The 18,647-nt window shown below is 42.9% G+C and carries 19 protein-coding genes; all 19 read right to left on the bottom strand.

All coding sequences use genetic code 11. The features are described 5' to 3' along the window. Positions 1-15: 15 nt before the first annotated feature. Positions 16-216: a 50S ribosomal protein L29 gene (rpmC, locus tag JOC74_RS22400; RefSeq protein WP_053605180.1), complete on the bottom strand. Its 201-nt coding sequence runs from the start codon at positions 214-216 to the stop codon at positions 16-18. Next, positions 206-640, bottom strand: coding sequence for a 50S ribosomal protein L16 (rplP, locus tag JOC74_RS22395; protein ID WP_053605179.1), 435 nt, complete (start codon positions 638-640; stop codon positions 206-208). The genes rpmC and rplP overlap by 11 nt, the downstream gene beginning before the upstream one ends. Before the next feature lie 2 nt (positions 641-642). Further along, entirely contained in the window at positions 643-1,299 is a 657-nt protein-coding gene (rpsC, locus tag JOC74_RS22390) for a 30S ribosomal protein S3 (protein ID WP_053605178.1), read from the bottom strand. Between the two features lie 3 nt (positions 1,300-1,302). After that, complete coding sequence (gene rplV, locus JOC74_RS22385) at positions 1,303-1,644, bottom strand: 50S ribosomal protein L22 (RefSeq protein WP_053605177.1); 342 nt, start codon at positions 1,642-1,644, stop codon at positions 1,303-1,305. A 17-nt stretch (positions 1,645-1,661) separates the two neighbouring features. After that, entirely contained in the window at positions 1,662-1,940 is a 279-nt protein-coding gene (gene rpsS / locus JOC74_RS22380; RefSeq protein ID WP_053605176.1) for a 30S ribosomal protein S19, read from the bottom strand. Between the two features lie 57 nt (positions 1,941-1,997). After that, entirely contained in the window at positions 1,998-2,828 is an 831-nt protein-coding gene (gene rplB / locus JOC74_RS22375) for a 50S ribosomal protein L2 (RefSeq protein WP_053605175.1), read from the bottom strand. 28 nt (positions 2,829-2,856) lie between these two features. Further along, positions 2,857-3,147, bottom strand: a complete 291-nt coding sequence (gene rplW / locus JOC74_RS22370) for a 50S ribosomal protein L23 (protein WP_053605174.1) — start codon at positions 3,145-3,147, stop codon at positions 2,857-2,859. Further along, positions 3,147-3,770 (bottom strand): 50S ribosomal protein L4, encoded by a 624-nt coding sequence (gene rplD, locus JOC74_RS22365; RefSeq protein ID WP_053605173.1) that lies wholly within the window; start codon positions 3,768-3,770, stop codon positions 3,147-3,149. The genes rplW and rplD overlap by 1 nt, the downstream gene beginning before the upstream one ends. A 27-nt stretch (positions 3,771-3,797) precedes the next feature. Next, on the bottom strand, positions 3,798-4,427 hold the full coding sequence (gene rplC / locus JOC74_RS22360; RefSeq protein ID WP_053605172.1) for a 50S ribosomal protein L3: 630 nt from the start codon (positions 4,425-4,427) through the stop codon (positions 3,798-3,800). 42 nt (positions 4,428-4,469) lie between these two features. Next, positions 4,470-4,778, bottom strand: a complete 309-nt coding sequence (gene rpsJ, locus JOC74_RS22355; protein ID WP_053605171.1) for a 30S ribosomal protein S10 — start codon at positions 4,776-4,778, stop codon at positions 4,470-4,472. 405 nt (positions 4,779-5,183) lie between these two features. Then, entirely contained in the window at positions 5,184-6,374 is a 1,191-nt protein-coding gene (gene tuf / locus JOC74_RS22350) for an elongation factor Tu (protein ID WP_053605170.1), read from the bottom strand. Between the two features lie 121 nt (positions 6,375-6,495). Beyond that, positions 6,496-8,574 carry an elongation factor G gene (gene fusA, locus JOC74_RS22345; RefSeq protein ID WP_053605169.1) on the bottom strand — a complete coding sequence of 693 codons (2,079 nt, stop codon included), beginning with the start codon at positions 8,572-8,574 and terminating at the stop codon, positions 6,496-6,498. A gap of 53 nt (positions 8,575-8,627) precedes the next feature. After that, positions 8,628-9,098, bottom strand: a complete 471-nt coding sequence (rpsG, locus tag JOC74_RS22340) for a 30S ribosomal protein S7 (RefSeq protein ID WP_053605168.1) — start codon at positions 9,096-9,098, stop codon at positions 8,628-8,630. Between the two features lie 46 nt (positions 9,099-9,144). Then, positions 9,145-9,561 (bottom strand): 30S ribosomal protein S12, encoded by a 417-nt coding sequence (rpsL, locus tag JOC74_RS22335; protein ID WP_053605167.1) that lies wholly within the window; start codon positions 9,559-9,561, stop codon positions 9,145-9,147. A gap of 112 nt (positions 9,562-9,673) precedes the next feature. Then, entirely contained in the window at positions 9,674-9,922 is a 249-nt protein-coding gene (locus tag JOC74_RS22330) for a 50S ribosomal protein L7ae-like protein (protein WP_053605166.1), read from the bottom strand. A gap of 118 nt (positions 9,923-10,040) precedes the next feature. Then, entirely contained in the window at positions 10,041-13,640 is a 3,600-nt protein-coding gene (gene rpoC, locus JOC74_RS22325) for a DNA-directed RNA polymerase subunit beta' (RefSeq protein ID WP_053605165.1), read from the bottom strand. A gap of 66 nt (positions 13,641-13,706) precedes the next feature. Continuing rightward, complete coding sequence (rpoB, locus tag JOC74_RS22320; RefSeq protein WP_211086328.1) at positions 13,707-17,288, bottom strand: DNA-directed RNA polymerase subunit beta; 3,582 nt, start codon at positions 17,286-17,288, stop codon at positions 13,707-13,709. 233 nt (positions 17,289-17,521) lie between these two features. After that, positions 17,522-18,121: a class I SAM-dependent methyltransferase gene (locus tag JOC74_RS22315; protein WP_053605163.1), complete on the bottom strand. Its 600-nt coding sequence runs from the start codon at positions 18,119-18,121 to the stop codon at positions 17,522-17,524. A gap of 108 nt (positions 18,122-18,229) precedes the next feature. Then, positions 18,230-18,601, bottom strand: a complete 372-nt coding sequence (rplL, locus tag JOC74_RS22310; protein ID WP_053605162.1) for a 50S ribosomal protein L7/L12 — start codon at positions 18,599-18,601, stop codon at positions 18,230-18,232. Positions 18,602-18,647 lie beyond the last annotated feature (46 nt).

Raw genomic sequence — 18,647 nt, 5'->3', positions numbered from 1 at the left:
ACCTCCTATCTTTTCTTATTTGCTGGAAGCAAGTTCTCTTTGGCGAATCACGGTTTTCATACGCGCAATTGATTTGCGCACTTCACGGATGCGAGCTGTATTTTCAAGCTGTCCAGTCGCAAGTTGAAAGCGAAGGTTGAAAAGCTCTTCTTTAAGAGATTTTACTTTTTGTTCAATTTCAGCAGTGGTTAGGTCACGAATTTCATTAGCTTTCATTTGATTCACCACCAATTTCTTCACGTTTTACGAATTTAGTCTTAATTGGAAGCTTGTGTGCAGCAAGACGTAAAGCTTCACGAGCAACTTCTTCAGATACACCCGCGATTTCAAATAAAATTTTACCTGGTTTTACTACAGCAACCCATCCTTCAGGAGCACCTTTACCGGAACCCATTCGAACTTCAAGTGGCTTTGCAGTATATGGTTTTGAAGGGAAAATTTTAATCCAAACTTTACCGCCACGTTTCATGTAACGAGTCATGGCAATACGAGCAGCTTCAATTTGACGGTTCGTAATCCAAGATGCTTCTAGAGCTTGAAGACCATACTCACCGAAGTTTACCTCAGTTCCGCCTTTTGCACGACCGCGCATTTTTCCACGGTGTTCTCTGCGGTATTTCACACGTTTAGGCAATAACATGATTATTTTCCTCCTTCCTGAGTGTTCTTCTTAGCAGGAAGTACCTCTCCACGATAGATCCATACTTTAACGCCAAGCTTACCGTAAGTGGTGTCAGCTTCACATGTAGCGTAATCGATGTCCGCACGTAGTGTATGGAGTGGAACAGTTCCTTCACTGTAATATTCAGAACGGGCAATATCTGCACCGCCAAGACGACCTGAAACCATTGTTTTAATTCCTTGTGCTCCAGCACGCATCGTACGTTGGATCGCTTGCTTTTGCGCACGGCGGAAAGAAATACGGTTTTCTAATTGACGAGCGATGTTATCTGCAACAAGCTGAGCATCTAGATCAGCTTTTTTGATTTCAAGAATGTTGATGTGTACACGTTTCCCGGTTAGTTCGTTAAGGGCTTTACGAAGTGCTTCAACTTCCGAACCACCTTTACCGATAACCATACCAGGCTTCGCTGTATGAACAGTAATATTCACACGGTTAGCAGCACGTTCAATTTCCACTTTAGAAACAGAAGCGTCAGCTAGGCGTTTGCTGATGTATTCACGGATTTTAAGGTCTTCATGCAATAAGTCAGCGTAATCTTTACCAGCGAACCATTTAGATTCCCAATCACGAATAACTCCAATGCGAAGACCGACTGGATTTACCTTTTGACCCACGAGTTATCCCTCCTTCTTTTCTGATACAACGATTGTAATATGACTCGTACGTTTGTTGATTTGGCTTGCACGTCCCATAGCGCGCGGACGGAATCTTTTCAACGTCGGGCCTTCATTTACGTAAGCTTCAGTAACAACTAGGTTGTTTGCGTCCAATTCATAGTTGTGCTCAGCATTGGCAATAGCAGAGTTTAATACTTTTTCAATAATCGGAGAAGCAGCTCTTGGTGTATGGCGTAGAATTGATACTGCTTCACCTGCTTGCTTGCCTCGAATCAGGTCCATTACTAGACGAGCTTTACGAGGAGCAATGCGTACTGTTTTTGCAACAGCTTTAGCGTCCATTTAGGTTGCCTCCTCTCTTAGCGTCTTGTTTTTTTATCATCACTAGCATGGCCTTTGTAAGTACGAGTTGGTGCAAATTCACCCAACTTGTGACCTACCATATCTTCTGAAATGAAGACAGGTACATGTTTGCGTCCATCATAGACAGCAAGTGTGTGACCGATAAATTGCGGGAAAATGGTTGAACGGCGTGACCAAGTTTTAATCACTTGCTTTTTATCCGTTTCGTTTAACTTTTCGACTTTCGTCATTAAATGTTCATCGACAAATGGTCCTTTTTTCAAGCTGCGAGCCATTTTGGAACCTCCCTTCGTGATTGCACTACGGTCCGAAATGAACCGTAGACAATCGCGTTATTTTTTACGGCGACGTACAATAAATTTATCTGACTTGCTCTTTTTCTTACGAGTTTTAAATCCAAGTGTCGGTTTGCCCCAAGGTGACATTGGTGATTTACGTCCGATAGGCGCACGTCCTTCACCACCGCCATGAGGGTGATCGTTAGGGTTCATAACAGAACCGCGGACTGTCGGGCGAACACCTTTCCAGCGAGAACGTCCAGCTTTACCAGTGTTGATTAGTTCATGCTGTTCGTTTCCTACTTGGCCAACCGTTGCACGGCAAGCAGAAAGAATCATGCGAACTTCACCAGAATTAAGTCTTACGAGTACGTATTTGCCTTCTTTACCTAGAACCTGTGCAGACGTTCCTGCAGAACGAACAAGCTGTCCGCCTTTTCCAGGTTTCAACTCAATGTTGTGCACAACTGTACCAACAGGAATGTTGACGAGCGGAAGTGCATTTCCTACTTTGATATCAGACTCTGCACCAGAAGAAATTTCCGTACCAACTTCGATTCCTTTCGGAGCCAAGATGTAACGTTTTTCTCCATCTGCATAGCTGATTAGAGCAATATTTGCTGAGCGGTTAGGATCGTATTCTACTGAAGCAACGCGTCCAGGTATACCATCTTTATCGCGCTTAAAGTCAATGATACGGTATTGACGCTTATGTCCGCCACCTTGGTGACGTACAGTCATTTTTCCTTGGTTGTTGCGTCCTCCTTTTTTATGAAGGGGAGAAAGCAAAGATTTTTCTGGTTTATCAGTTGTGATTTCAGCAAAATCTGAAGTTGTCATCCCACGACGTCCATTAGAGGTCGGTTTATACTTTTTAATCGCCATTTTGAGTTTCCCTCCTTCTTTTTATAATTTAGGCTTCAAAAATTTCGATTTCTTTGCTATCTTCAGTAAGTTTAACAATCGCTTTTCTGCGACGGTTTGTTTTACCAGTATAGCGTCCAACTCGCTTGAACTTGCCTTTATAGTTCATAATGTTGACTTTTTCAACCTTCACACCGAAAATCGCCTCAACCGCATCTTTCACTTCGGTTTTATTGGCTCTTACATCTACGTCGAACGTATATTTCTTCTCTTCGGACATTAATTCAGCAGAACGTTCAGTAATAACGGGGCGCTTAAGAACATCACGATGATCTTTCATTACGCGAGCACCTCCTCTACTTTTTCAACCGCTGCTTTCGTAATCAGAAGCTTCTCATGGTTTACAACGTCTAATACGCTGATACCATCAACATTGACAACAGTAACTCCAGGAATATTACGAGCAGATAATGAAACTGTCTCGTTATGATCAGCAGTTACGATTAAAGCTTTCTTCTCAACAGAAAGACCTTTAAGGATCGTTGCCATTTCTTTCGTTTTAACAGCTTCAAGCGTTAAATCTTCAAGAACGACTAGATTGTTGTCAGTTACTTTAGAAGACAATACTGATTTGATCGCCAAGCGGCGAACTTTTTTAGGTAGCTTATAAGAATAGCTGCGTGGTGTTGGGCCAAAAACAATTCCACCTCCGCGCCATTGCGGTGAACGGATTGAACCTTGACGGGCACGTCCTGTACCTTTTTGGCGCCATGGTTTGCGGCCTCCGCCACGTACTTCAGAACGATTTTTAACTTTATGTGATCCTTGGCGTAAGGATGCTCTTTGCATAAGGATGGCATCGAATACGACACTCTCATTCGGCTCGATTCCGAATACAGATGCGTTTAATTCGATGTCTCCGTTTGAAGAGCCGTTTTGTTTATATAATGTTACTTTTGGCATGACCATTTTCCTCCTTTCCTAAGAGAATTATTTAGATTTAATTGCGCTTTTTACAGTTACCAATGATTTTTTAGGTCCAGGGACATTCCCTTTTACTAAAATAACATTGCGTTCAGCATCTACTCTGACAATCTCTAGATTTTGAACAGTAATTTTTTCTCCGCCCATGCGGCCTGGCAATGCTTTGCCTTTAAATACACGGTTTGGATCAACCGGTCCCATTGAACCTGGACGACGGTGGTAGCGTGAACCGTGAGTCATAGGTCCGCGAGATTGTCCGTGGCGCTTAATTGCACCTTGGAATCCTTTACCTTTCGATACTCCTGTTACATCTACAATTTCTCCAGCAGAGAAAACATCAACTTTGACTTCCTGACCAACTTCATACGCATTCACATCTACACCGCGTAATTCTTTTACGAAGCGCTTAGGTGCAGTTTCTGCTTTTGCAACGTGACCTTTTTCAGGTTTGTTTGAAAGCTTTTCACGTTTGTCTTCAAAACCGATTTGGATCGCTTCGTAGCCATCGTTGTCAGCTGCCTTCTTTTGAAGAACGACGTTTGGGTTCGCTTCAATTACAGTCACTGGAATTAGATCACCGTTTTCAGCAAATACTTGCGTCATACCAATTTTTCTTCCTAAGATTCCTTTGGTCATTCGTCACACCTCCTGTTAATTTAAATGGTTTATTCTATAAACTTATAGTTTAATTTCGATATCTACACCTGATGGCAGGTCTAAACGCATAAGTGCATCGACAGTTTGTGGAGTCGGGTTCACGATGTCGATTAGACGCTTATGTGTACGCATTTCGAATTGTTCACGAGAATCTTTGTATTTATGAACCGCACGAAGAATCGTGTAAACTGATTTTTCAGTTGGCAACGGAATCGGACCTGATACATTAGCACCAGAACGTTTTGCCGTTTCTACAATTTTCTCAGCTGATTGATCAAGAATTCTATGATCATATGCTTTTAAACGAATACGAATTTTTTGTTTTGCCATTATTTTCCCTCCTTTTCGCCTACTTTAAGTTAGACAGTTCTCCGTGAGAAAACCTCACTCACCTTGCCATGGCAAAGCGGCCTGGTGTGTCAGCAACCTCTCACTTCATCGCAGTCAAAGACCAACATGCACTATTATACAAAAATACGAGGCATGATGCAAGAAAATATTAAAATTCCTGTGCTTTGCACACTTTTTTCATTATACAGATTAACCCTGCCGACTTCAAGAGTAATCATTTTCTAATTTTATCCCTTATACGGGATTCTCATAACAGGGGTTATTGGTCATTAAGGGAGGGCTGGAAAGAGGAAGATAAGGTTGGCTTCAGGTGACGATGATTGATGATGAACCAAATAGAAAAAAGCGAGACCCTATTAGGATCTCGCTTTTTTTATATATTGATTATTCAACGATAGTTGTAACAACACCAGATCCAACAGTACGTCCGCCTTCACGGATAGAGAAGCGAGTACCATCTTCAATAGCGATAGTTGAAATCAATTCAACATCCATTTCGATGTTGTCTCCAGGCATAACCATTTCTACGCCTTCAGGAAGCTGAATGATACCAGTTACATCAGTTGTACGGAAGTAGAACTGAGGACGGTAGTTTGAGAAGAATGGAGTATGACGTCCACCTTCTTCTTTAGAAAGAACATAAACTTCAGCTTTAAATTTGTGGTGCGGAGTGATCGTACCTGGTTTAGCAAGTACTTGACCACGTTGGATATCTTCACGGGCAACACCGCGAAGAAGTGCACCGATGTTGTCTCCAGCTTCAGCATAATCAAGAAGCTTACGGAACATTTCAACACCAGTAACTGTAGTCTTTTTCTTATCTTCAGCAAGACCAACGATTTCTACTTCGTCACCGACTTTAACTTGTCCGCGCTCAACACGGCCAGTAGCAACTGTTCCACGGCCAGTGATTGAGAAAACATCCTCAACAGGCATCATGAAAGGCTTGTCAGTGTCGCGTTCTGGAGTTGGGATGTATTCATCAACAGCATCCATTAGTTCAAAGATTTTTTGCTCGTAATCAGCATCTCCTTCAAGAGCTTTAAGAGCTGAACCTTGAATTACAGGAATGTCATCTCCAGGGAAGTCATATTCAGAAAGAAGATCACGAACTTCCATTTCAACTAGTTCAAGTAGTTCTTCGTCATCAACCATGTCGCATTTGTTTAAGAATACAACAATGTAAGGAACACCAACGTTTTTAGAAAGAAGGATGTGCTCACGAGTTTGTGGCATTGGACCATCAGCAGCAGAAACAACTAGGATTGCTCCGTCCATTTGAGCCGCACCAGTGATCATGTTTTTAACATAGTCAGCGTGTCCAGGGCAGTCAACGTGTGCATAGTGGCGAGTATCAGTTTCATACTCAACGTGTGCAGTTGAAATTGTGATTCCGCGCTCACGCTCTTCTGGAGCACCATCAATTTGATCGTAAGCCATTGCTGCACCTTTACCAGATTTCTTATGAAGTACTGTTGTGATAGCAGCAGTTAAAGTTGTTTTACCATGGTCAACGTGTCCAATTGTGCCGATGTTGGCATGTTGTTTGGAACGGTCGAATTTTTCTTTAGCCATTCTATAAAATCCTCCTTAAAAGCTTGTTTTTAATGTATAAAGAGTGATAGAAAGTGAAAGCAAAAGTTTCACTTTCTCATCTTACACTAGTAGTTATACTTTAATGAAGCGGCAAAATCAATTATTCACCGCGATTTTTTTTGATAATTTCTTCGCTGATGCTTTTTGGCACTTCTTCATAGTGATCAAAGTGCATTGAGAATACACCGCGACCTTGTGTGTTAGAGCGAAGTGATGTTGCATAGCCGAACATTTCTGATAGTGGAACCATCGCGCGAACGATCTGTGCGTTACCGCGGGCATCCATACCTTCAACACGTCCGCGACGGGATGTTACATCACCCATGATGTCACCCATGTATTCTTCAGGGATAACAACTTCAACCTTCATGACTGGCTCAAGAATAACCGGGCTACATTTTTTAGCGGCATTTTTCAATGCCATAGAAGCCGCGATTTTAAAGGCCATTTCATTCGAGTCAACGTCATGGTACGAGCCGTCATACAGCTTAGCTTTAATATCAACTAGCGGATATCCGGCAAGTACACCGTTTTGCAATGAATCCTCAAGTCCGGCTTGAACCGCTGGGATGTACTCACGAGGAACGACACCACCGACGATTGCATTTTCAAATTCGAAGCCTTTTCCTTCTTCGTTTGGTGAAAATTCAATCCAAACGTGTCCGAATTGTCCGCGTCCGCCAGACTGACGCACGAACTTTCCTTCTACTTGAGCAGGAGAGCGGAAAGTTTCGCGGTATCCAACCTGTGGAGCACCAACGTTAGCTTCTACTTTGAATTCGCGTTTCATACGGTCAACGATAATGTCAAGGTGAAGTTCACCCATACCTTCGATGATGGTTTGACCTGTTTCTTGATCCGTATGCGCACGGAATGTTGGATCTTCTTCAGCAAGCTTACCAAGGGCGATAGACATCTTGTCTTGGTCAGCTTTTGATTTTGGTTCGATCGCAACAGAGATAACCGGCTCAGGGAATTCCATTGATTCCAAGATAACCAAGCTTTTCTCGTCACAAAGAGTATCGCCAGTTGATGTATCTTTTAGACCAACTGCTGCAGCAATATCCCCCGCATAAACAGTCGAAATTTCTTCACGGCTGTTTGCGTGCATTTGAAGGATACGGCCGACACGCTCACGCTTACCCTTAGAAGAGTTTCTTACGTATGAACCGGAATCAAGCGTTCCTGAGTAAACACGGAAGAAGGTAAGTTTACCAACGTAAGGGTCAGTCATAACTTTAAACGCTAAAGCTGAGAAAGGAGCATCGTCGGAAGATTCACGAACGACTTCTTCTTCAGAATCTGGAAGAATCCCTTTAATTGGTGGTACATCAATCGGAGCCGGAAGGTAATCAAGAACTGAGTCAAGAACCAACTGTACTCCTTTATTTTTGAACGCAGAGCCGCATAGAACCGGATAGAACTCAACATTACAAGTTCCTTTACGGATCGCAGCCTTTAGTTCAGGAATTGTGATCTCTTCACCTTCAAGGTACTTCTCCATAAGCTCTTCATCAAGCTCAGCAACTGCTTCTACTAAGTTCGCACGATGCTCTTCTGCAAGTTCTTTGTACTCGTCAGGGATTTCTTTCGCTTCTGAGCGTGTACCCAAATCATCCTCATAGAAATAAGCTACGTTCTCTACAAGATCGATAATTCCTTCAAAGTTATCTTCAGCGCCAATTGGTAATTGAATCGCATGAGCGTTAGCTTGAAGGCGGTCTCTTAACGTACCGACAGAGTAAAGGAAATCCGCACCGATTTTATCCATTTTGTTGACAAATACAACACGCGGTACTCCGTATGTTGTTGCTTGGCGCCAAACAGTTTCTGTTTGAGGCTCAACACCGGATTGCGCGTCAAGTACTGCCACAGCGCCATCAAGTACCCGGAGAGAACGTTCAACTTCAACTGTGAAGTCTACGTGTCCCGGTGTATCGATGATGTTAATGCGGTAACCTTTCCAAGACGCAGTTGTTGCTGCGGATGTAATTGTAATACCGCGTTCTTGCTCCTGTGCCATCCAGTCCATTTGTGAAGCTCCTTCATGAGTTTCACCAATTTTATGGATACGGCCGGTATAGAACAAGATGCGCTCTGTCGTTGTTGTTTTACCGGCATCAATGTGAGCCATGATACCGATATTACGTGTTTTTTCTAAGGAGAACTCTCTTGCCATTTGGTAACTTCTCCTTCCTTATTAGGAAATTAATTATTTTAGTATATTGAAGATTACCAGCGATAATGAGCAAATGCTTTATTTGCTTCCGCCATTTTATGAGTATCTTCACGTTTTTTCACTGCTGAACCAGTGTTGTTTGCTGCATCAAGAATTTCATTAGCTAAACGCTCTTCCATAGTTTTTTCACCACGAAGACGAGCGTAGTTTACTAACCAACGAAGACCTAAAGTTGTACGGCGCTCTGGACGCACCTCAACAGGAACTTGATAGTTTGAACCGCCGACACGGCGAGCTTTTACTTCTAGTACAGGCATGATGTTTTTCAATGCTTGTTCGAAAACCTCCATTGCTTCGTTGCCAGTACGTTCTTTAATGATGTCGAATGATTTGTATAGGATTGTTTGAGACTTTCCTCTTTTACCATCAATCATCATTTTGTTGATTAAGCGTGTAACAAGCTTTGAATTGTAAATTGGATCTGGTAACACGTCTCTTTTTGCTACAGGACCTTTACGAGGCATCTGAATATCCTCCCTTCATAGAAATTGATTATTGATTTCTCTTAAATTACTTGCCTTTAGGGCGTTTTGTACCGTATTTAGAACGGCCTTGCATACGATTTTCAACTCCAGCAGTATCAAGCGCACCACGTACGATGTGGTAACGAACTCCCGGTAAATCCTTTACACGTCCGCCGCGAATTAGGACAACACTGTGTTCTTGAAGGTTGTGCCCAATTCCAGGGATGTATGCTGTAACCTCGATGTTGTTAGACAAACGAACACGAGCATACTTACGAAGTGCAGAGTTTGGTTTTTTCGGTGTCATTGTACCCACACGAGTACATACCCCGCGTTTTTGTGGTGAGGATACGTTTGTCATTTCTTTTTTGAAACTGTTGTATCCTTTGTTAAGCGCAGGTGATTTTGAAGTTTCAACCTTGCTTACGCGACCTTTGCGAACTAATTGATTAATAGTTGGCATGATATTGTTTCCTCCCTTCCTTGCTTTTTATAACCCACATACCCAGGTGGTTCATTAATAGGTAAAAAACAATGCCTTTGCATTACAAAGAAATAACGCAAAAACAAGTACGTTATTGAATAATGGCAACAGCTGCTGCCCTAACCTCTATTCCGCAAGCTTTGCCGAGCTTTTTCATGGAATCAACCATAGAGACTGCCACTTCCCGTTCTTTGGCAAGCTGGATCACACCAGCCGTCAAATGAGGGTCGGCATCTTCTGCTACGACTATTTCCTTGACTGAATTTCGTTTAAGAGCTTTTACTGTTTGCTTCGTACCTATAATAATCGTTTCTGCCTGCATTACTTTATCATAAGACACGAATATATCCTCCAAAGTAACAGGTTTAGTTTTTCACACCTTGGATATAGTATCATTCAAAAAGAAGGATGTCAACATTCTATGACATATTTTAGTGACATCCTTCATTTTCTATTTTTTATTCAACCGGGACCATATCCTCTGATGGCTGAACATGTGATACTGGTTTAACTTTACGGTAATTTTGCATTCCTGTACCTGCAGGAACAAGCTTACCGATAATGACGTTTTCTTTCAATCCAAGCAGCTCGTCGCGTTTTCCTTTAATTGCAGCGTCGGTAAGAACACGTGTTGTTTCTTGGAAGGACGCAGCAGATAAGAAGGAATCCGTTTCAAGCGATGCTTTTGTAATACCGAGGATCACAGGACGGCAGGTTGCCGGACGGTTCCCTTCCAATAGCACCTTTTTGTTTGCTTCTGTAAACTGGTGGATATCAAGAAGAGTCCCTGGCAATACTTCAGTATCTCCAGCATCAATGACACGCACTTTTTTAAGCATTTGACGTACCATAACCTCAACGTGTTTATCGCCGATTTCAACACCCTGCATACGGTAAACCTTTTGTACTTCATGAAGCAGATATTCTTGTACAGCCGTAATATCTGTTACTTTTAAAAGTTCTTTCGGATCAATCGATCCTTCAGTAAGAACTTGGCCTCTTACAATTTGATCTCCTTCTACTACTTTAAGGCGTGCGTTGTAAGGTGCTGTATATGAACGAGATTCTACCTCGCCTTGAATGACAATCTCTTGTTGTTTATCCCGAACATCATTAACCTCAGTAATGACGCCGTCGATTTCGGAAATTGTCGCTTGGCCTTTCGGATTTCTTGCTTCAAACAGCTCTTGAATACGCGGCAAACCTTGAGTAATATCGTCCCCCGCAACTCCACCGGTGTGGAAGGTACGCATGGTAAGCTGCGTTCCCGGCTCTCCGATCGATTGGGCAGCAATAATTCCAACCGCTTCGCCTACTTCTACATCTTGGCCAGTTGCAAGGTTGCGTCCGTAGCATCGTTTACATACCCCGTGAGGAGTATTACAAGTAAACGCAGAACGGATCCAAACCTCATTAATGCCAGCTTCCACAATTTCAATTGCTTTGTCCTCATCGATCAGTTCGTTCTCTTCGATTAACACAGCGCCCGTTTCAGGATGCTTGACGGTCTTGCGGGCAAATCGTCCAACCAAGCGTTCATCAAGGCGTTCAATAATTTCTGTTCCTTCTTTAAGATCCTTTGCAAGAATTCCTCGATCTGTACCACAGTCTGTTTCTCTGATGATAACATCCTGGGCAACATCAACGAGCCTTCTTGTCAAATAGCCAGAGTCAGCCGTTTTAAGAGCTGTATCGGCAAGACCTTTCCGTGCGCCGTGAGTTGAGATAAAGTATTCCAATACTGTTAAGCCTTCTCGGAAGCTCGATTTAATTGGAAGTTCGATAATGCGTCCAGAAGGGTTGGCCATCAAACCGCGCATACCAGCAAGCTGGGTAAAGTTCGAGGCGTTACCACGGGCTCCGGAATCACTCATCATGTAAATTGGGTTGACTTCGTCTAATGACTTCATCAACTTGCTCTGAATCACATCTTTTGCTGAGCTCCAGATGCTGATTACACGTTCGTATCTTTCTTCCTCCGTGATTAATCCACGTCTGAATTGCTTAAGAACATTGTCTACTTTTCCTTGTGCTTCTTCAAGAATAGCCTGTTTGTCATCAAGGACGACGATATCAGAAACACCAACCGTAATACCAGCTTTTGTTGAATACCTAAAACCGAGATTTTTCATACGATCAAGCATCTTAGATGTTTCGGTAATATGGAACTTCTTAAAGATTTCGGCAATAATTTTACCTAATATCCCTTTTTTGAATGGAGAATTGATTTCTTGCTTTTCAATTACATCCTTTATATCCGCACCATTATCAACGAAGAAACGATCAGGTGTCTTCTCTTCAATATTGCTTTTGGTCGGCTCATTCATATAAGGGAATGACGGCGGTAAAATTTCATTGAAAATTAATTTCCCGACAGTTGTTACCAGCAATTTCTTACGTTGTTCTTCGGTAAATGTTGTGTTTTTCAATGAATTTACAGCTACAGCTACCCGCGTATGCAAATGAACGTAGCCGTTTTGGTATGCAAGCAGCGCTTCATCTGTATCCTTAAAGACCATACCTTCCCCGATCGCGCCCTTGCGCTCTAAGGTGAGATAATAGTTCCCGAGAACCATATCTTGAGAAGGGGTAACAACCGGTTTACCATCTTTAGGATTCAGGATGTTTTGTGCCGCAAGCATCAATATACGTGCCTCAGCTTGAGCTTCAGCAGATAACGGAACGTGAACAGCCATTTGGTCGCCGTCAAAGTCCGCATTATACGCTGTACACACCAATGGGTGAAGACGGATTGCCCGGCCTTCAACAAGCGTTGGTTCAAATGCTTGAATTCCCAATCTGTGAAGTGTCGGTGCACGGTTAAGAAGAACCGGATGCTCTTTAATAACAGACTCAAGCACATCCCATACCTCTGGCTGCACGCGCTCAATTTTACGTTTTGCACTTTTAATGTTATGAGCTAAACCTTTTTCAACAAGCTCTTTCATAACAAAAGGCTTAAACAGCTCCAACGCCATTTCCCTTGGCAGCCCGCATTGGTACATTTTCAGATTCGGCCCTACAACAATAACCGAACGTCCTGAATAGTCAACGCGTTTTCCTAATAGGTTTTGACGGAAGCGCCCTTGTTTACCTTTCAGCATATGTGAAAGAGATTTAAGCGGCCTGTTGCCAGGTCCTGTTACAGGACGGCCGCGGCGGCCGTTATCGATTAAAGCGTCAACCGCTTCTTGAAGCATCCGTTTTTCATTTTGTACGATAATGCTTGGAGCCCCAAGATCCAGCAACCGTTTTAAACGGTTGTTACGGTTAATGACGCGGCGGTATAAGTCATTTAAGTCGGAAGTCGCAAACCGTCCGCCGTCAAGCTGAACCATTGGGCGCAGCTCAGGAGGAATAACAGGAAGCACATCAAGGATCATCCAAGATGGTTTATTTCCTGAATTACGGAAGGCTTCCAACACCTCAAGGCGCTTAATGGCACGTGTCCGCCTTTGACCTTGGGATGTTTTCAATTCTTCTTTCAGCGTATCTACTTCTTTATTTAAATCAATATCGGATAGAAGCTTGTTAATAGCTTCAGCTCCCATTGACGCATGAAATTTATTGCCGTACTTATCATAATAAGAACGGAATTCTTTTTCAGAAAGAAGCTGTTTCTTTTCAAGCGGCGTATTGCCCGGGTCTGTCACCACGTAAGACGCAAAATAGATAACTTCCTCCAAAGCGCGCGGAGACATATCAAGCACGAGGCCCATGCGGCTTGGTATTCCTTTGAAGTACCAAATATGAGAGACAGGGGCAGCCAATTCGATATGCCCCATTCTCTCACGACGTACTTTTGCACGTGTAACTTCCACTCCGCAGCGGTCACAAACAACGCCTTTATAACGTACCCGCTTGTATTTGCCGCAATGACATTCCCAGTCTTTTGTAGGACCAAAAATTCGTTCGCAGAACAAACCGTCTTTTTCGGGTTTTAACGTCCGATAGTTTATTGTTTCGGGTTTTTTTACTTCACCAAATGACCATGAGCGGATTTTATCAGGTGAAGCGAGACCGATGTTCATATACTCAAAATTGTTCACATCTAGCAAGGGGCTTACCTCCCTTTTAATCTTCGGGTTATACCCATTTCACTTGCTGAAAAAATTGTCAGCTGCTTATTCTTTCGTCACAACACCACGTTCTAGATCAGCGGGAGCAAATTCTTCAGCAGGGTCATCGTTCGTCAGAACCAAGTCCTCAGCTTGCTTTGCTTCCTCATCATCTTCCAGGTCTCTCATCTCTATTTCTTCTTCATCGCCGGAAAGAATCTTCACATCCATACCCAAGCTTTGAAGCTCTTTAATTAATACTTTAAATGACTCTGGAACACCCGGCTCCGGAACATTGTCGCCTTTCACAATCGCTTCATATGTTTTTACACGTCCGACAACGTCATCGGATTTCACGGTTAAGATCTCTTGAAGGGTATAGGCTGCACCGTATGCTTCAAGGGCCCATACTTCCATTTCTCCAAACCGCTGTCCGCCGAATTGCGCTTTACCGCCAAGAGGCTGCTGCGTAACAAGAGAGTAAGGTCCGGTTGAACGGGCATGAAGCTTATCATCAACCATGTGCGCAAGCTTAATCATGTACATAATTCCAACAGATACCCGGCTGTCAAATGGCTCTCCGGTACGTCCGTCGTACAAGACTGTTTTTGCATCTCTTGCCATTCCAGCTTCTTCGAGAGTTTCCCATACATCTTCTTCACGAGCGCCATCAAAAACAGGTGATGCGACATGAAGTCCGAGGCTGCGTGCAGCCATACCGATGTGAAGTTCAAGCACTTGCCCGATATTCATACGGGAAGGCACTCCAAGTGGGTTTAACATGATATCAATCGGCGTTCCGTCCGGCAAATAAGGCATATCTTCTTCAGGAAGAATTTTAGAAATAACCCCTTTGTTTCCGTGACGTCCGGCCATTTTATCTCCTTCAGAAATCTTACGCTTCTGAACAATGTAAACTCTGACCAGCTGGTTAACGCCTGGAGGCAGTTCATCTCCATCTTCACGATTAAAGACTTTGACATCAAGAATAATACCTTCTCCTCCATGAGGTACACGAAGAGACGTATCTCTGACTTCACGGGCTTTTTCACCAAAGATGGCGTGCAGGAGGCGTTCTTCTGCTGTAAGCTCAGTAACCCCTTTTGGCGTTACTTTACCGACCAATAGATCGCCGTCTTTTACTTCGGCGCCAACACGGATAATACCTCGTTCATCGAGATTGCGCAGCGCATCCTCTCCGACATTTGGTATATCGCGTGTGATTTCTTCCGGTCCGAGCTTGGTATCACGGGCTTCTGACTCGTATTCTTCAATATGGATTGAAGTATAGACATCATCCTTAACGAGACGTTCGCTCATAATAATGGCATCCTCGTAGTTATATCCGTCCCAAGTCATAAATCCGACCATGACGTTTCTTCCGAGAGCAAGCTCACCTAATTCCATAGATGGACCGTCGGCAAGAATTTCACCCTTTACGACTTCATCACCCACACTGACAATCGGGCGTTGGTTGTAGCACGTACCTTGGTTTGAGCGAATAAACTTTAACATGCTGTATTTATCAAGGTTGCCTTTTATCTTTTGACCGTCTACTTCTTCGTAACGGCGAACCCACACATTTTTGGCTTCCACACGTTCAACGACACCAGGATAGCGGCAAATAACGGCTGATCCTGAGTCTTTGCCGGATACATACTCCATACCGGTACCAACAATAGGGGCTTCAGGATTCATAAGAGGGACAGCCTGCCGTTGCATGTTTGCTCCCATTAACGCACGGTTTGAGTCATCGTTTTCTAAGAATGGGATACATGCTGTCGCTGCAGAAACTACCTGCTTAGGCGATACATCCATGTAATCGACACGGTCTTTTGGAACAACGGTATTTTCCCCGCGGAACCTGGCAACAATTTGGTCATCAATAAATGATCCGTCATCGCCTAAGCGTGCATTTGCTTGGGCAACTACATAGTTGTCCTCTTCGTCTGCTGTCAGATAATCAATTCTAGGCGTGACTTTCCCTGTTTCCGGATCAACGCGGCGATAAGGGGTTTCGATAAACCCAAAACGATTGACTTTCGCAAAAGAGGAAAGTGAGTTAATCAAGCCGATGTTCGGACCCTCAGGTGTTTCGATCGGGCACATACGGCCGTAATGGGAATAGTGAACGTCGCGCACTTCCATGCCGGCGCGCTCACGAGTTAAGCCTCCTGGCCCAAGGGCAGACAAGCGGCGTTTATGTGTCAATTCCGCTAACGGATTTGTTTGGTCCATGAACTGTGAAAGCTGAGAGCTTCCGAAGAACTCTTTAATCGATGCAATCACAGGTCGTATGTTTATCAACTGCTGTGGTGTAATGGTATTCGTATCCTGAATCGACATTCTTTCACGAACGACGCGTTCCATCCTGCTGAGTCCAATGCGGAATTGGTTTTGCAGCAATTCGCCAACGGAACGAAGGCGACGGTTACCAAGATGGTCGATGTCATCAGTGTCCCCTACACCATGAAGCAGGTTAAAGAAATAGCTGATTGAAGAAATAATATCTGACGGCGTTATGTTTTTAACACCCTCTTCAATAAACGCATTTCCGATTACATTTATAGTTTGCTCCCCGTCTTTATCAGCAGGAGAATAAATTTTAATTGACTGAAGCAGTACATCGTCTTCCACCACTCCGCCATTCGGGTGAAGCTTTTTGAAGCCAATACCGTTTTCGAGATACGGCAATACTTTATCAAGAGCTCTTCTATCTAAAATGCTGCCTTTTTCCGCTAAAATTTCTCCTGTTTCAGGATCAACTAGCGTCTCAGCTACTCTCTGATTGAACAAACGGTTTTTGATATGAAGCTTCTTATTAATCTTGTAGCGTCCAACGCTCGCAAGGTCGTATCTTTTCGGATCGAAGAATCTAGAGTCAAGCAAACTCTTCGCATTATCCACTGTTGGCGGTTCTCCAGGACGAAGGCGCTCATAGATTTCAAGAAGCGCTTTTTCTGTCGTTTCTGTATTATCTTTATCTAGTGTATTGCGTAAAAACTCGTTTTCACCAATCAAGTCGGTGATTTCTTGATCTGTTCCGAAACCAAGTGCACGCAAAAGAACCGTAACTGGCAACTTACGAGTACGATCAATACGGACATACACCACATCTTTCGCATCAGTTTCGTATTCTAACCATGCGCCACGGTTTGGAATGACAGTCGCAGTAAATCCTCTTTTACCGTTTTTGTCTACTTTACCACTAAAATATACACTTGGAGACCGTACAAGCTGGGATACAATGACACGTTCAGCACCATTAATAATAAATGTACCTGTGTCGGTCATGATAGGAAAATCACCCATAAAGACATCCTGGTCTTTTACTTCACCTGTTTCTTTATTAATCAATCGAACCTTCACTCGAAGCGGCGCAGAGTACGTCACATCACGTTCTTTTGATTCTTCCACAGGATACTTCGGATCTCCCAAACTGTAATCAATGAACTCTAAAGAGAGGTTGCCAGTGAAATCCTCAATTGGCGATATGTCTTGAAACATCTCTCTAAGTCCCTCATCAAGAAACCACTGATAAGAAGAGGTTTGAATTTCAATGAGATTTGGTAATTCTAACACTTCGCTAATACGTGCATAGCTTCTGCGTTGGCGGTGTCGTCCATACTGAACAAGTTGACCTGTCAACTGATTCACCCCTCAAATCATACGTAATATATGTGTAGAAGCATCTCATTAATTGAGATCCTTTTACAAGACAAAACAAAAAAGGGTTTCTTCCTGAGAAAACCACAATCCTGAAACAAAATTCCGATTTTATTAGTTTTTCCATAAAAACGCAATATATACATAAAAATTTCCAAACGAACTGTATACATTGGCATTTTATAATATTAACATAGCCTAAATTACGAGTCAAACTATTTCGCCTGGATAATAAAGTATCCTTTCTTTTTTTCTATCACGGATACATTTTGAAAGAGTGATTCTAATTTTTTTAACGCCGATGCTGCACCTTGTTTTTTTTGGATGACGACCCAAAGCTCACCTGAGTCAAGCAAATAATCCGCACTTTTTTCAAAGATTTCATGTACAACTTTTTTTCCGGCGCGTATTGGGGGATTGGTTACTATAGAAGCAAATGAATGAACAGGATTCACATTCGAAAATAAATCGCTTTGATAAATTTTCGTATTGGTGATTTGGTTGATTGCTGCATTTTCAACGGAAAGCTCTACAGCTCTTTCATTAATATCCACCATATGAACGGTTCGATCTTTGTAATCAGAGGCAATTGATAATCCAATCGGTCCGTAGCCACACCCGAGATCTAAAATATCTCCACTCACTTTAGGTTCGGTGAAGGTGTCTACTAACAACCTGGAGCCAAAGTCTACTTCTTTTTTTGAAAACACACCGCTGTCACTGACAAATGTGAATGGATGATTTCTCAATGTGTACGTCCATTTTTTTCTATCACTTTTCACTGCAGGTTTTTCCGAATAATAGTGGTCACTCACGAGTTAACCTCCTACCGTGTCTTAATGCTGATGCCCTGCTTTATATACATATCAGAGAAAGCCCGCTTATTCAAAAGCGGGCTTTCTCAAGGGAAGGTTAAGCAAAAATTACTTAACTTCTACAGAAGCGCCAACTTCTTCAAGCTTAGCTTTAAGTTCTTCTGCTTCTTCTTTAGCAATACCTTCTTTAAGTGGTTTTGGAGTGTTGTCAACTAGTTCTTTCGCTTCTTTCAAGCCAAGACCAGTGATTTCGCGAACAACTTTGATTACTTTGATTTTTTGAGCTCCAGCACCTTCAAGTACTAGATCAAATTCAGTTTGTTCTGCAGCAGCATCTCCGCCGCCAGCTCCACCAGCTACAGCTACAGGAGCAGCAGCAGTTACGCCAAACTCTTCTTCGATTGCTTTTACTAATTCATTTAACTCAAGAACACTTGCTTCTTTTACGGAAGCAATGATTTCTTCGATATTTAAAGCCATTTGTAATTCCTCCATATTAATTTATTTTATTGAAATACTGTTTGTT

The organism is Bacillus capparidis (assembly GCF_017832095.1).
Lineage (GTDB): Bacteria > Bacillota > Bacilli > Bacillales > Bacillaceae > Bacillus > Bacillus gobiensis.
This window is presented reverse-complemented; position numbering and strand designations above follow the sequence as displayed.

Coding starts and splice junctions, on each gene's coding strand:
- rplW (WP_053605174.1), bottom strand. CDS start 3,147: ATGAAAGATCATCGTGATGTTCTTAAGCGCCCCGTTATTACTGAACGT.
- rplL (WP_053605162.1), bottom strand. CDS start 18,601: ATGGCTTTAAATATCGAAGAAATCATTGCTTCCGTAAAAGAAGCAAGT.
- rplC (WP_053605172.1), bottom strand. CDS start 4,427: ATGACCAAAGGAATCTTAGGAAGAAAAATTGGTATGACGCAAGTATTT.
- fusA (WP_053605169.1), bottom strand. CDS start 8,574: ATGGCAAGAGAGTTCTCCTTAGAAAAAACACGTAATATCGGTATCATG.
- rplD (WP_053605173.1), bottom strand. CDS start 3,770: ATGCCAAAAGTAACATTATATAAACAAAACGGCTCTTCAAACGGAGAC.
- rpsJ (WP_053605171.1), bottom strand. CDS start 4,778: ATGGCAAAACAAAAAATTCGTATTCGTTTAAAAGCATATGATCATAGA.
- rpsS (WP_053605176.1), bottom strand. CDS start 1,940: ATGGCTCGCAGCTTGAAAAAAGGACCATTTGTCGATGAACATTTAATG.
- rpsG (WP_053605168.1), bottom strand. CDS start 9,098: ATGCCTCGTAAAGGTCCTGTAGCAAAAAGAGACGTGTTACCAGATCCA.
- rplP (WP_053605179.1), bottom strand. CDS start 640: ATGTTATTGCCTAAACGTGTGAAATACCGCAGAGAACACCGTGGAAAA.
- rpmC (WP_053605180.1), bottom strand. CDS start 216: ATGAAAGCTAATGAAATTCGTGACCTAACCACTGCTGAAATTGAACAA.
- rpsL (WP_053605167.1), bottom strand. CDS start 9,561: ATGCCAACTATTAATCAATTAGTTCGCAAAGGTCGCGTAAGCAAGGTT.
- rplV (WP_053605177.1), bottom strand. CDS start 1,644: ATGGACGCTAAAGCTGTTGCAAAAACAGTACGCATTGCTCCTCGTAAA.
- rplB (WP_053605175.1), bottom strand. CDS start 2,828: ATGGCGATTAAAAAGTATAAACCGACCTCTAATGGACGTCGTGGGATG.
- tuf (WP_053605170.1), bottom strand. CDS start 6,374: ATGGCTAAAGAAAAATTCGACCGTTCCAAACAACATGCCAACATCGGC.